12 protein-coding genes are annotated in these 12764 nt (G+C 64.8%); 6 read left to right on the top strand and 6 right to left on the bottom strand.

The window, feature by feature from the left end; all coding sequences use genetic code 11:
• Window positions 1-54: 54 nt before the first annotated feature.
• The gene (locus KVP70_RS23180) at window positions 55-888 is read left to right on the top strand and encodes an alpha/beta hydrolase (protein ID WP_217944716.1); all 834 of its coding nucleotides are present in this window, start codon (window positions 55-57) and stop codon (window positions 886-888) included.
• Window positions 889-943: 55 nt separating this feature from the next.
• Window positions 944-1510 carry a dCTP deaminase gene (dcd, locus tag KVP70_RS23175; protein WP_026334698.1) on the top strand — a complete coding sequence of 189 codons (567 nt, stop codon included), beginning with the start codon at window positions 944-946 and terminating at the stop codon, window positions 1508-1510.
• A gap of 8 nt (window positions 1511-1518) precedes the next feature.
• Here dcd and KVP70_RS23170 read toward each other — a convergent pair whose 3' ends face one another.
• Window positions 1519-3081: a sensor histidine kinase gene (locus KVP70_RS23170; RefSeq protein WP_217944715.1), complete on the bottom strand. Its 1563-nt coding sequence runs from the start codon at window positions 3079-3081 to the stop codon at window positions 1519-1521.
• 3 nt (window positions 3082-3084) lie between these two features.
• Window positions 3085-3777 carry a response regulator transcription factor gene (locus KVP70_RS23165; protein WP_217944713.1) on the bottom strand — a complete coding sequence of 231 codons (693 nt, stop codon included), beginning with the start codon at window positions 3775-3777 and terminating at the stop codon, window positions 3085-3087.
• Window positions 3778-3983: 206 nt separating this feature from the next.
• Between KVP70_RS23165 and KVP70_RS23160 the strand changes: the two genes are divergently transcribed.
• Genes KVP70_RS23160 through KVP70_RS23150 form a run of 3 tightly spaced genes read left to right on the top strand, consistent with a single transcriptional unit; the run spans window position 3984 to window position 6144 of the window.
• Window positions 3984-4532: a Spy/CpxP family protein refolding chaperone gene (locus KVP70_RS23160; protein ID WP_217944711.1), complete on the top strand. Its 549-nt coding sequence runs from the start codon at window positions 3984-3986 to the stop codon at window positions 4530-4532.
• 30 nt (window positions 4533-4562) lie between these two features.
• Complete coding sequence (locus KVP70_RS23155) at window positions 4563-5264, top strand: hypothetical protein (protein WP_217944710.1); 702 nt, start codon at window positions 4563-4565, stop codon at window positions 5262-5264.
• A 13-nt stretch (window positions 5265-5277) separates the two neighbouring features.
• The gene (locus KVP70_RS23150; protein WP_217944708.1) at window positions 5278-6144 is read left to right on the top strand and encodes a dioxygenase family protein; all 867 of its coding nucleotides are present in this window, start codon (window positions 5278-5280) and stop codon (window positions 6142-6144) included.
• Here KVP70_RS23150 and KVP70_RS23145 read toward each other — a convergent pair whose 3' ends face one another.
• Genes KVP70_RS23145 through KVP70_RS23135 form a run of 3 tightly spaced genes read right to left on the bottom strand, consistent with a single transcriptional unit; the run spans window position 6145 to window position 10186 of the window.
• Window positions 6145-6951 carry a lipid II flippase Amj family protein gene (locus KVP70_RS23145; protein ID WP_217944706.1) on the bottom strand — a complete coding sequence of 269 codons (807 nt, stop codon included), beginning with the start codon at window positions 6949-6951 and terminating at the stop codon, window positions 6145-6147.
• Window positions 6952-6985: 34 nt separating this feature from the next.
• Window positions 6986-8416, bottom strand: a complete 1431-nt coding sequence (locus KVP70_RS23140; protein ID WP_217944704.1) for a DUF1501 domain-containing protein — start codon at window positions 8414-8416, stop codon at window positions 6986-6988.
• Between the two features lie 9 nt (window positions 8417-8425).
• Window positions 8426-10186 (bottom strand): DUF1800 domain-containing protein, encoded by a 1761-nt coding sequence (locus tag KVP70_RS23135; protein ID WP_262311700.1) that lies wholly within the window; start codon window positions 10184-10186, stop codon window positions 8426-8428.
• Between the two features lie 102 nt (window positions 10187-10288).
• Here KVP70_RS23135 and KVP70_RS23130 point away from each other — a divergent pair, with 102 nt between their 5' ends.
• A complete protein-coding gene (locus tag KVP70_RS23130; RefSeq protein ID WP_217944702.1) occupies window positions 10289-10477 on the top strand; it encodes a hypothetical protein in 189 nt (62 codons plus the stop codon).
• On the opposite strand, the gene KVP70_RS23125 is transcribed toward KVP70_RS23130, so the two are convergent.
• On the bottom strand, window positions 10467-12719 hold the full coding sequence (locus KVP70_RS23125; RefSeq protein ID WP_217944700.1) for an arginine/lysine/ornithine decarboxylase: 2253 nt from the start codon (window positions 12717-12719) through the stop codon (window positions 10467-10469). The genes KVP70_RS23130 and KVP70_RS23125 overlap by 11 nt on opposite strands.
• Window positions 12720-12764: the final 45 nt, after the last annotated feature.

Below are 12764 nucleotides of genomic sequence, written 5' to 3'. Positions count from 1 at the left end.
TGCCGGGGTAAGTGCCATTACAATGGCCTGAAAACAATCATACGGAGACCGCTTGTGACCAAGCCCAAGCTGCATTTTGCCCATGCCAACAGTTACCCGGCGGGCGTGTACCGCCAGTACTTCGAGCTGCTGGCCGACGATTTCGATATCCAGGCGCTCGACATGCACGGCCACAGTGCGCGCTACCCGGTCAGCGACGGCTGGCCGGAGCTGGTCGACGAATACATCAACGAACTGACCAAGCGCTACGACGAACCGGTGATCCTGGTCGGCCATTCGCTGGGCGGCATGCTCAGCCTGATGGTGGCGCATGCCCGGCCGGACCTGGTGCGCTGCGTCGTCATGCTCGATGCGCCGGTCGTGGCCGGTTGGCGCGCCTGGTTCTGGCGCCTGATCAAGATGAGCGGCAACGCCAATCGCGTGCCGCCGGCAAAATTCTCCATCCGCCGCCGCAATGTGTGGCCGGATGCGCAAGCCGCCTTCCAGCACTTCGCCGGCAAGGACTTGTTCGCGGCATGGGCGCCGGGCGTGCTGGCCGATTACATGGAAAGCGGACTCAAGCCGCATGCGGAAGGCGTGCAGCTGCGCTTCACCCGCGAAGTGGAAACCATGATCTACGCCAGCCTGCCGCACCATCTGCCCAAATTGGTGCGGGGCCGCTTCCCGGCGCCGATCGGCTTCATCGGCGGCACCGATTCCTGGGAAACCAGCCAGTCCGGCCTCGGCCACACCCAGGCGCTGGTGGGCAAGCACTACCGCATTGTGCCGGGCGGACATTTGTTCCCGATGGAGTCGCCGGCGCTGGCGGCGCAGGCCACCCGCGAGATGATCGCCGGGCTGTTGGGCGAATCTGGTAAAAAAGTTCTTAAAAAGCAGGCTTTCGCGTAAAATCTTGGGCATTCGGCGCTGTTGCGCCGCCCCTGAACTTTAGGAATGCCTTGCGATGACGATTAAAAGCGATAAATGGATACGCCGGATGGCGGAGCAGCATGGGATGATCGAGCCGTTCTTCCCGGATCAGGTACGCCAGGAAGACGGCCGCAAGGTCATCTCCTACGGCACCTCGTCGTATGGCTACGACATCCGCTGCGCCGATGAATTCAAGGTCTTCACCAACATCAACAGCACCATCGTCGATCCGAAGAACTTCGACTCGAACTCCTTCGTCGATATCAAGAGCGATGTCTGCATCATCCCGCCGAACTCGTTCGCGCTGGCGCGCACCATGGAATACTTCCGTATTCCGCGCAGCGTGCTGACGGTCTGTCTGGGCAAGTCGACCTATGCGCGCTGCGGCATCATCGTCAACGTCACGCCGTTCGAGCCGGAATGGGAAGGCTATGTGACGCTGGAGTTCTCCAACACCACGCCGCTGCCTGCCAAGATCTACGCGCACGAAGGCTGCGCGCAGGTGCTGTTCTTCGAGAGCGACGAAGTGTGCGACGTGTCGTACAAGGACCGCAACGGCAAGTACCAGGGCCAGCACGGCGTGACCTTGCCGAAAGCATAAGAACTAGTTCAAACTTTCACCGGCAGTATCATCTCCACGCACAGCCCGCCGCCGGCGCGGTTGCTGGCCTTGATGCTGCCGCCGTAGGCCTCGATCACGTGCTGGGCGATCGCCAGTCCGAGGCCGTGGCCTTCGGTGCTGGCGTTGCTGGAGCGGAAGAACGGTTGGAAGATGGTGTCCAGGTCGGCCGGCGCCACGCCCGGTCCGCGATCGAGCACGCGGATGCTCAGGCTGCGGCCCTCGGGCAGGGTGTGGGCTTGCAGCTGCACCACGCCGCCCTCGGGACTGTGCTTGATGGCGTTGCGCACCACGTTTTCGATGGCGCGGCCCAGCAGGTCGGCCTGGCCGGCGACCAGCACATCGGCTTCGCCTTCCTGCACCACGCTGCGCTGCTGGCTGGACGCTTCGTAATTGGCGTCGTCGGCGATTTGCTCCAGCAGTTCGGCCATGCCGATTTCTTCCTGGCTGGCCTTGATGGCGCCCGCTTCCAGGCGCGCCAGCGTCAATAATTCCCCCACCAGCTTGTCCATGCGCACGCTCTCGCGTTCGATGCGCTCCAGCGAGGCCGCCAGCTTGTCCGGCTGCTGGTGCGCCAACCCGATCGCCGCCTGCAAGCGCGCCAGCGGCGAGCGCAGTTCGTGCGAGACGTCGTGCAGCAAGCGGGTTTGGCCGTCGATCAGGCTGCGCAGGCGCGCCGTCATGCGGTCGAAGTCGCGGCCGAGGTCGTTCAGCTCCGAGTTGCGCTTGCCTGTGCCGGTGGCGCCGAAGCGCGGCGCCAGGTCGCCGCCGGCGGCGGCGTCGAAGGCCAGCCGCAGGGCGCGGATCGGCCGGGAAAAGTACCAGGCCAGCAGCATCGAGAACAACAGGCTGGCCAGGATGGCGGCGGCGACCGGCACCCACAGGGTCAGCGGCTGGAAGCGCGGGCCGCGCATATCGCCCGGACCGCCCGGACCGCCGTAGCCGCGCTCGTTGCCCGGCGGGGCGTCCGGCGGCGGGCCGGCCCGGCCAGGGTCGAAGCCGGGGCCGGGCCCCGGGCCTTGGGCGGAGCCGGGACCCGGTCCTGGACCTGGGCCGGCGCCGGGCTGGTCGCCGCGTGGCGCCGCCGGCCCGCCTTGCAGCGCCATCTGGGTGCTGCCCAGGCCCGCCATCAGTGGGCGGTCGAAGCCCAGGCCGTGTGATGGTATAAATAATATATATCGTTTCCCCTCCGGGCCGGCCACCTGGCGCACCACGCGGCGCTTGCCTTCCTGCTTGAGCAGGGCGCGTGATTCGCGCAGCATGGCGGCGGTGATGCTGCGCTCCAGCAGCTCATGGCCCTGTTCGTCGACCGCGAACACCTTGTGCCGCTCCATCCCCTCCAGCAAACGCCGCAGCGCCTTGACGCCGCCGAATTCCAGCGTGGCGGCGGCCGAGCTGATCGCCATTTCGGCCGGCGGGCTGGTGTCCAGGTCGTTGGCCTGGTTGGCTTGCTGGTCGCGGTTCTTGAGCCAGATGGCGCCGCCGATGCCGACCGTCGCGGTCAGCTGGGCCAGCAGGATGCAGACGAAAAACTTCCAGAACAAGCGGCCCACAGGCTACTCCTTGATCAGCTGATAGCCCAGGCGGTACACGGTTTGCAGGCAGGAGCGGCCGTCGGCGATGGTGCCGAGCTTGTGGCGCAGGCTGCTCAGGTGGACGTCGATATTGCGGTCGAAGCGCGCCAGCGGCCGGCCCAGCCCCTGTTCGGACAAGGCGTTCTTGCTGACCGGGCGGCCGGCGTTGCGGGCCAGCACTTCGAGCAGGTTGAATTCGGTGCTGGTCAGTTCCAGCTTGTTGCCGGCCCAGGCCGCGCGCCGCTGCTCCGGCCACATGGTCAGCTGGCCGACGGTCAGCGCCGCCGGCGTGCCGTTGTCGAGCGGCGCGCTCTGCGCCCGGCGCAGGATGGCGCGGATGCGGGCGGTCAGCTCGCGCGGGGTGCAAGGCTTGGCCACGTAGTCGTCGGCGCCCAGTTCCAGGCCGACGATGCGGTCGGTGTCGTCGCCGCGCCCGGTCAGCATCAGGATCGGCAGCTGGCTGTTGGTGCGGATGCGGCGCAACGTTTCCAGGCCGTTCATGCGCGGCATCATCACGTCCAGGATGGCGATCGAATACAGGCCGGTGAAGGCTTCGGCGGTGCCGGCTTCGCCGTCATGCACCATTTTGACGTCGAAGCCTTCCTGTTCCAGGTATTCCTTGAACATGCCCACCAGTTCGATGTCGTCGTCTATCAGCAGTACTTTGCTCTTCATGCCGCGTGTTTCTTTCTATGTCGATGGGCCGATCATAACAGCCCCGCAGGCGCACCCGGCGGTCTTTTACGCCGATTTACAATGGCTTGCCCAGCCCCAATTGCATGTCAAAACAGTCATCTTTACCTCGATTTACCCTGGGTTTACGGCGCTTTACACGGGGCGGCCAGAGAATGGCTACTCCCCACCAACCAAGGATTGTCTGTATGAAAACTCAAAAAACCAGCTTACACAATATCTTGCTGGCTGCCGCCATGGCGCTGCCGCTGTTCGCCGCCGGTGGCGCCGCCCGCGCCGAGGACTTGGGCGACGACGCCGGGCGCCCACCGATGATGATGCAGGGCGCCGGCCACGGCGACGAGCACGAAGGCCCGGAGCATGGCGACCGTGGTCCAGGTCCAGGCTTCCACGGCGGTCCCCATATGGGCATGGGCGGCCGTCCGCCGTTCGTCCACGGCATCGAGCTGAGCGAGGCACAGGACGACAAGGTGTTCGCCATCCTGCACGCGCAGGAGCCGTATCTGCGCGAGCAGGGCAAGGCCGCCGCCAAGGCCCATGAGGCGTTGCGCGCCTTGGGTCGCGCCGACCAGTATGACGACGCCAAGGCCGCGGCGCTGGCCAAGGATGCCGCGACGGCGATGGCCAACATCGCCTTGCAGCATGTGCGTACCGAACAGAAGCTGCTGGCCGTGTTGACGCCCGAGCAGCGCAAGAAGCAGGCGGAAGGAGAAGCCCGCCGCATGCCGCGCCCTTGATGCACCCTCAACCATTGAACGGAGAACCTTATGTCGATCAGCGCCCTGAGTTCCAGCAACACCAGCCAGCTTAGCTTCCTGAGCCGTTTGAGCAGCACCAGCGCCGGCAACGGCGCCGAGGTCACGCGCGGCGCGCCGCCGCCACGTCCGCCCGAAGGCGGCGGCTTCGCCTCGGCCATCGCCGACGCCTTCAAAGCCATAGGCATCACCGATGCCGGCGATGGCAGCAGCACCTCGGCTACCGCCAGTAGCGCCAGCAGCGCCAGCAGCACCGACAGCACGGACAACACCGACAGCAGCGGCACCGTGGCTGACGCGCTGGGCAGCTTCCTGCAAAGCCTGATGGGGGCGCTGCACGCGCAGAACGCCAGCAGCAGCGATGCGCCGGCCTACGGCGAGGGGCAGCAGGGCGGCGGCCCCGGCGGTCCGGGCAAGCTGGAGTCGGATCTGCAAAGCCTGCTCTCCAAGCTGAGTTCGGGCAGCACCGACAGCACGTCCGACACCAGCACCGACACCAGCACCGACACCAGCACCGACGGTAGCGACGCGGTCAGCCAGCTGGAAAGCAGCTTTGCCAAGCTGCTCGACAAGCTGAGCGGCGGCGCCAGTGCCAGCGCCGACAGCACCGGCAGCACCGACGCCAACACCAAGCTGGCGGCCTTCCTGCAAGCGTTGTCGACCAAGGTGGGCGGCAGCGGCACCAGCGGCAACCTGGTCAACACCACCGTATAAACAAGGAGAAAAAATGCAATCCCACGACGACACCCACGAACATAGCCTGGCGGCCGACCTGAGCGCCATGCTGAACCTGGCCAGCGACCGCCGCCAGACCTTGCGCTGGCTGTTGGCTGGCGCGTCGGCGCTGCCGGTACTTGGCTGCGGAGGCGGCGGCTCATCGGCCAGCGACGCCACCACGGCGACCTCGACCAGCAGTAGCAGCACCACCACCACCACCACCGCCGGTTCCTGCGCGGTGATACCCGAGGAAACCGGCGGCCCTTATCCGGGCGACGGCACCAACAGCAACAACAGCGGCGTGGTCAACGTGCTGACCCAGTCGGGCGTGGTGCGCAGCGATATCCGCGGCAGCTTCAACGGTCCGACCGGCGTGGCGGCCGGCGTGCCGCTGACCATCAAGCTGCAGATCGTCAACGCCAACGGCAGTTGCGCGGTCTTGTCCGGTTACGCGGTCTACCTGTGGCACTGCGACCGCGACGGCAACTACTCGCTGTATTCGAACGGCGTCACGGACCAGAACTACCTGCGCGGGGTGCAGGCCAGCGACAGCAGCGGCAACCTGACCTTCCAGACTATCTTCCCTGGCTGCTATTCGGGCCGCATGCCGCATGTGCATTTCGAGGTCTATCCAACGCTGGCCAAGAGCACCAGCGCGGCCAACCGCATCAAGACCTCGCAGTTCACCTTCCCGATGGCGACGCTCAACGAGGTCTACGCCGCCAGCGGCTACAGCACCAGCGTGCGCAACCTGGCGCAGATCAGCTACGCCACCGACAACATCTTCAGCGACGGTTATTCGCTGCAGATGGGGGCCGTCACCGGCAACGCCACCGACGGCTACCTGGTGACCTTGACGGTGGGCGTGGCGGGCTGATCACAGCACCTTGGCCACCCAGACGATCAGGGCGGCCGAGGGCACCAGCAGCATCTGCGCCAGCAGGGTACCGGCCAGGCGGCTGCCGACCAGCCATACCACGGCGCGGCGGAACTGCGTATCGCTGACGCGGCCCTCGACCACGTCGTCGGTCATGCCCGACATATGCGGGTCGATAAACACCGCCATCATCACGGTGGCGCCGCCGTTGATGATGGACGAGAGCGTGCTGGAGGTGACCCGCACCTCGGGATCGAGCACCCCCGCGTACAGCGAGGCGAACACGCCGACCGTCCACAGCGCCACCGCCCCGACGTTGAGCAAGGTCACCGACATCGACACGCTGCCGCTGTCGCGCAGGCCCCGGACATTGTCGGTGGACGGCATGGCGGCCACATCCTTAACGTAGGACAGTCCACCCTTGAAGAAGCCGTGCAGCAGTAGCTTGGGCACCGAGCGGTGCACCTGGAAATGCTCGACCGCGCGGCAGAACACGCGCTGGAACGTCGGGATCAGGATCGCCCCGGCCAGCGTCGCCAGCGTGGCCGCCAGCAGCAGCCAGCGCAGGTCGGACAGCACGTGGTCGGCCGCCAGCGGCTGGGCCAGGCTCAGTTCGATGCGCTTGGCGAGAAACGGGCCGAGGAAGGAGTTCGAGGTGCGCGACACCAGCACCAGGATGCTGAACAAGGCCAGCGACACGGCGATGCGCCGGGTGCGCACCCCGGCTATCCTCACCGAGTAGGCGAGGGTGCCGATGATGTGGATTACAAACGTCAGAAAACAGATGAATACCAGTTGCTTGTCCATGGGGCGCGCGCGGGCGGTTGTTGCAGATCCGGCATCATCCCATAAAGCCAAGGTTGCGGGTGTTGAAGTTGCCGATATTCGGGAACACGTCGGCGATCTGCGTGGCCGACAAGCCGAACCAGCTGGCCAGCGTGGCGCCGTACTGGTCGACCGAGGTGGTCGGCAGCAGCGCGCCGGAGCCGACGTCGAGGTCGTGGCCGACGCCGGTGTCCGGCATGCTGCCGTAGATGTCCTTGCCCTTGACCGCGCCGCCCATGATGAAATGGTGCGCGCCCCAACCGTGGTCGGTGCCGTCGCCGTTGCTGCTGAACGTGCGGCCGAAGTCGGAGGCGGTAAACAGCGTCACCTGCTTGCGCAGGTCGGTGCCTTGCAGGTTGGCCAGCACGTCGTCGAAGTAGGCCATGGCATGGGCCATCTTGGCCAGCAGGTCGGCCTGGTTGCGCGCCTGGGAATCATGGGTGTCGAAGCCGCCCAGGCTGACATAAAACACCTGGCGCTTGATGCCCAGCGCATCGCGGCCGGCGATCACCCGGGCGACGGTCTGCAATTGGACGGCCAGCGAATTGACGACGGCCACGCCGGTGTTCGGATTGATGTAGGGGGGCGGCTCGGCGAGCGCGCCGGCGCCGGCCATCGCGCCGCTGAGCGCGGCCTGCAGGTTGATCGCGCGCGCGGTGACGGCGGCGTATTCCTTTTGGAATGGATTGCTGGCATCGCCGGTGACGATCTGGCGCAATGGATTGGCCGCCGCCGGCGCGCCGAACAGGGCGCCGTCCAGCTTATTGATGGCGAGTGCTTCCTTGCCGCTGAGCTGGTACTGGCGCACCGAGCGGCCATTGAGAAACAGCGCATTGCCGGCGTTGGAGATGCAGGTAAATGCGGCGTTGCCGTTGCCGCTGGCCATCAAGTCGCCGAGCCGCCCGCCCCAGCCGGCGCCGCCGGCCTGTTCCGTTTGCGAGGATTGCCACATCGCCTGCTGGTCGTTGTGCGAAAACAGGCGGGTCGGCAAGGCAACAGTGCGCGCCTTATATTGCGCCAGGGTCAGCGGCTGAATCAGGGTGCCGACGTTGGCCAGCACGGCGACACGGCCGGCGTCGAACAGTTCCTTCAGCGGCCGCAGCGACGGGTGCAGCGCGAAGGTGCGGCCGCCATGCGCCGCGTTCGGCGCGATGGGCAGCACGCCGCCCGTCGCGCCGGCCGCTGGCAGCGCGATCGAGGTGGTGCTGGCGGTCGCGCGCAGGCGCCGGTATTCGTCCCATGAGCCGCTGTCCGTGGCCAGCAGCGTATTGAAATGGTCGTTGCCGCCGGCCAGGAACAGGCAGACGATCGCCTTGTAGTCGGTGGCCCCGGCTGCCGCGGCATTGCCCATGGCTGCCAGATTCATAGTGAAAGGCACGCTGCTGCCGCCGGCGAGCGCCAGCATTTTGCCAAGGAAATGCCGGCGGGAGGAGATGTCGGTTTGCATAGGGATTCCTTATCGTTGCGCCAGATATTCTGGCGATGCCATGGTCAAGTAGATGGCCAGGTAAACGCGGTTTTTGCGCGCGGCCTCGATCTGGGTGGCGTTGTTGCCCGTCGTGGCCGGCAGAGGGATGGCGTTGAGTGCGCTGATGATCTGGTTGCGCAAGGTCGACGACATGCTGCCGTGCATCAGGAGCAGATTGATCCGTTCCGTCAGCTGCCAGGGGTGCGCGGCCAACGCCAGTTCGGCGCTGTAGTCGGCTTGGATATCGTGGGCGGTGCCGGCGCCCAGGGGGATGACTTCCTGCATGTAGTTCAGATAGCCGGCCACCGACGGTTCCGCAGTGATCTGCATTTCCGGCGCCACCAGTCCCTGCGCGGACAGCGAGGTGTTGGACGGCGTGTAGGACGGGCGGTAGAAGTTGAACACCGACGACGCACGCAGCGGCGTCTGGCCCAGCGGGCGGGCGGCAACGTCCGTGCTTTGTAGCAGGAAGCGGCCGGAAGCCGATTTGGCATTGAAGGCCCGCATCCAGTGGGCCAGGCGCAGGACCGGTTCGCGCAGTTTTTTCGCGCTCCCCTGGTCGGACGCCTCGGGGTCGAACAGTACCGCCCGGATGACGGCGCGCATGTCGCCGCGCACGCCATTGCCGTTATTGGCAAACACTGCCGAGACGTGGTTGATGTAAGCCGGGCTGGGATTGCTGCTGACCAGGCGCTGGATCAACTGGCGGCCGATGAAGGGGCCGACGTTCGGGTGCTGGAACAGCGTATCGAGCGCGGCCTTCAGATCGGCTTCGCCGCTGCCTCCGCTGACCTGTGTGCCCAGGAAACTCTTGGCTGAGTTGGAGTGGTAGGCCGGATAATTCTGCATCGGCGTCCAGTCTCGGGCGGGATCGGCGACCATGCCAAAGAACCGGTCCTGGGACTGGTCGGGGCCGGCCCAGCTCCAGCCGGTAAATACCTTGGCCATGCCCACGACGTCGTCACGCGTATAGGTCTCGACCGGTTTGCCGTTCTGCAGTTTCAGGCTGCCGTCGGGATTGAGCTGGTACAGCCCGATGCTCATCAACTGCATGATTTCCCGCGCGAAGTTCTCGTCCGGGACGCGCGGGCCGTTTTCCTTTTGGTTGTGCAGGTGGGTGAGATAGAGGCCCATCATCGGATGTAGCGCCACGCCTTGCAGCAGATCGCGGAAGTTGCCGAAGGCGTGGTGGCCCAGCATGTCGTAATAGCTGGCCACGCCGGCCGGACGTGCCTGGAGATTCAGGTCGGCCATGGAGACCACAAAGATTTGCGACAGCGCATAGGTCACCCGTTGGCGCAACTGGTCGTCGGCCGTGGCCGCCTGTTTCCAGAACGATTCCAAGACTTGATATTGCGTCAAGGCCGTGCCGGCTGGGAGGGCCCCTTGCACGTAGCTAAGGTGGAGTGTTTGTGGCTTCTTGAACTGAGCGGCAAGCCAGTCTTCCTTGCCGCTGTTGACGAGGGCGGCGATGCTGTCCGTGGTGGGGCCGAAAGTGGCCTGGGCCAGGAAGTGCGAGGCGCCCGTGGGGGTGAGCGGCGCGGGGCCGGACGTATCCGCGGTGCTTGGCATGGGCGACGCCTGCGGCGCGCTTAGCCCGCTGGCGCTGCCTGAACGGCTGGCACCCTGGCTCAGCCTGGCGCTGGTCAGGCTGGAGGCGGTGTGATCGGCGGTCTCGCCGCCAGGAGCGCCGCCACCACCGCACGCAGCCGTTGCCAGGGCCAGCGCCACCCCGAATGTCAATTTCACAGACGTAAACTTCATACCCTTGCCTTCTGGAATTCCAAAAACGGCGATTGTAGAAGAGTCCAACTTTCAAGAGGAAACCAATTTCAATTCCGCGCGGCAACTATGAATAATTGCCTGACGTTGGAAGAAGTTGGATGGGTGTTGTACGAACTTAATGCGCTGCAAATAAAGATGCTATTTGGAAATGGGGTTTTTTCGCAACGTGGCTTGACGGGACGAAAAAAAACCCGCCGCCCTGAACGTATTCAGGATGGCGGGCTTTTTTGCTATGGGATAGGTGCTATTGCTTGACGCAATCGACGAAGTAACCGCGCTTGCCATCGACCTCGCGCTTGACCAGGCCGTGCACGTCGGTCTCGAAGCCGGGGAAGCGCTCGTTGAAGTCGCGCGCGAAGCGCAGGTAGTCGACGATGGTCTTGTTGAAGCGCTCGCCTGGGATCAGCAACGGGATGCCCGGCGGGTAAGGCGTCAGCAGGATGGACGTGATGCGGCCTTCCAGCTCGTCGATGGCGACGCGCTCGATTTCGCGGTGCGCCATCTTGGCGAAGGCGTCCGACGGCTTCATGGCCGGGATCATGTCCGACAGGTACATCTCGGTGGTCAGGCGCGCGACGTCGTAGGCCTTGTAGAAATCGTGGATCTGCTGACACAGGTCGCGCAGGCCCATTTTTTCGTAGGTCGGGTTGGCGGCCGCGAATTCCGGCAGGATGCGCCACATCGGCTGGTTCTTGTCGTAATCGTCCTTGAACTGCTGCAAAGCGGTCAGCAAGGTGTTCCAGCGGCCCTTGGTGATGCCGATGGTGAACATGATGAAGAACGAGTACAGGCCGCACTTCTCGATGATCACGCCGTGCTCGGCCAGGTACTTGGTGACGATCGACGCCGGGATGCCGGTCTCGGCGAACTTGCCGTCCAGCGACAAACCAGGATTGACGATGGTGGCCTTGATCGGGTCCAGCATGTTGAAGCCCGGCGCCAGCTTGCCGAAGCCGTGCCAGTCGTCCTCGGCCTTGATGATCCAGTCTTCCTGGGTACCGATGCCTTCTTCGCTGAACTCCTGCGGACCCCACACCTGGAACCACCAGTCCTTGCCCCATTCCTGGTCGATCTTCTTCATCGCGCGGCGGAAGTCCAGCGCTTCGAGGATCGATTCCTCCACCAGCGCGGTGCCGCCCGGCGCTTCCATCATGGCCGCGGCGACGTCGCACGAGGCGATGATCGAGTACTGCGGCGAGGTCGAGGTGTGCATCAGGTAAGCCTCGTTGAAGGCGTCGCGGTCCAGCTTGACCGACTCCGATTCGCGCACCAGCACCTGCGAGGCCTGCGACAGGCCGGCCAGCAGCTTGTGGGTGGACTGGGTCGAGAAGATCATCGACTCCTTGGCGCGCGGGCGGTCCTTGCCGATCGCGTGCATGTTCTTGTAGAAGTCGTGGAAGGTTGCGTGCGGCAGCCACGCTTCGTCGAAGTGCAGCGTGTCGATCTGGCCGTCGAGCATTTCGCGCAGGGTTTCCACGTTGTAGACCACGCCGTCGTAGGTCGACTGGGTGATGGTCAGGATGCGTGGCTTCTTGTTCTTGGCTTCGCGCGCGAACGGATTGGCGTCGATCTTGCGCTGGATGCTCTCCATCGTGAACTCTTTCAGCGGGATCGGACCGATGATGCCCAGGTGGTTGCGGGTCGGCATCAGGAACACCGGGATCGCGCCGCACATGATGATCGAGTGCAGGATGGACTTGTGGCAGTTGCGGTCGACCACGACGATGTCGCCCGGCGCCACCGTCGAGTGCCAGACCATCTTGTTCGAGGTCGAGGTGCCGTTGGTGACGAAGTAGCAGTGGTCGGCGTTGAAGATGCGGGCGGCGTTGCGCTCGGAGGCGGCGACCGGGCCGGTGTGGTCGAGCAGCTGGCCCAGCTCTTCGACGGCGTTGCAGACGTCGGCGCGCAGCATGTTCTCGCCGAAGAACTGGTGGAACATCTGGCCGATCGGCGACTTCAGGAAGGCCACGCCGCCCGAGTGGCCGGGGCAGTGCCACGAGTAGGAACCGTCGTTGGCGTAGTGCACCAGCGCGCGGAAGAACGGCGGCGACAGGCCGTCCAGGTAGGACTTGGCTTCGCGGATGATGTGGCGCGCCACGAATTCCGGCGTGTCCTCGAACATGTGGATGAAGCCGTGCAGTTCGCGCAGGATATCGTTGGGGATGTGGCGCGAGGTGCGGGTTTCGCCGTACAGGTAGATCGGGATGTCGGCGTTCTTGTAGCGGATTTCCTCGACGAAGGCGCGCAGCGACTTGAGCGCGGTGTCGGTTTCTTCGACCGAGCCGGCGCCGAATTCCTCATCGTCGATCGACAGCACGAAGGCCGATGCGCGCGACTGCTGCTGGGCAAACTGGGACAGGTCGCCGTAGCTGGTCACGCCCACCACTTCCATGCCTTCTTTTTCCATTGCATCGGCCAGGGCGCGAATGCCCAGGCCGGACGTGTTCTCAGAACGGAAATCCTCGTCGATGATGACGATGGGGAAACGAAATTTCATGCATGTCTCCAAAAAAGCAAGCCGCCCCTGACTTGTGTGGAGGGG

Source organism: Duganella violaceipulchra, from assembly GCF_019166075.1.
GTDB classification, from domain to species: domain Bacteria; phylum Pseudomonadota; class Gammaproteobacteria; order Burkholderiales; family Burkholderiaceae_D; genus Rugamonas; species Rugamonas violaceipulchra.
Note: the sequence above shows the minus strand (reverse complement) of the source record. Positions and strands in the feature narration are given on the sequence as shown.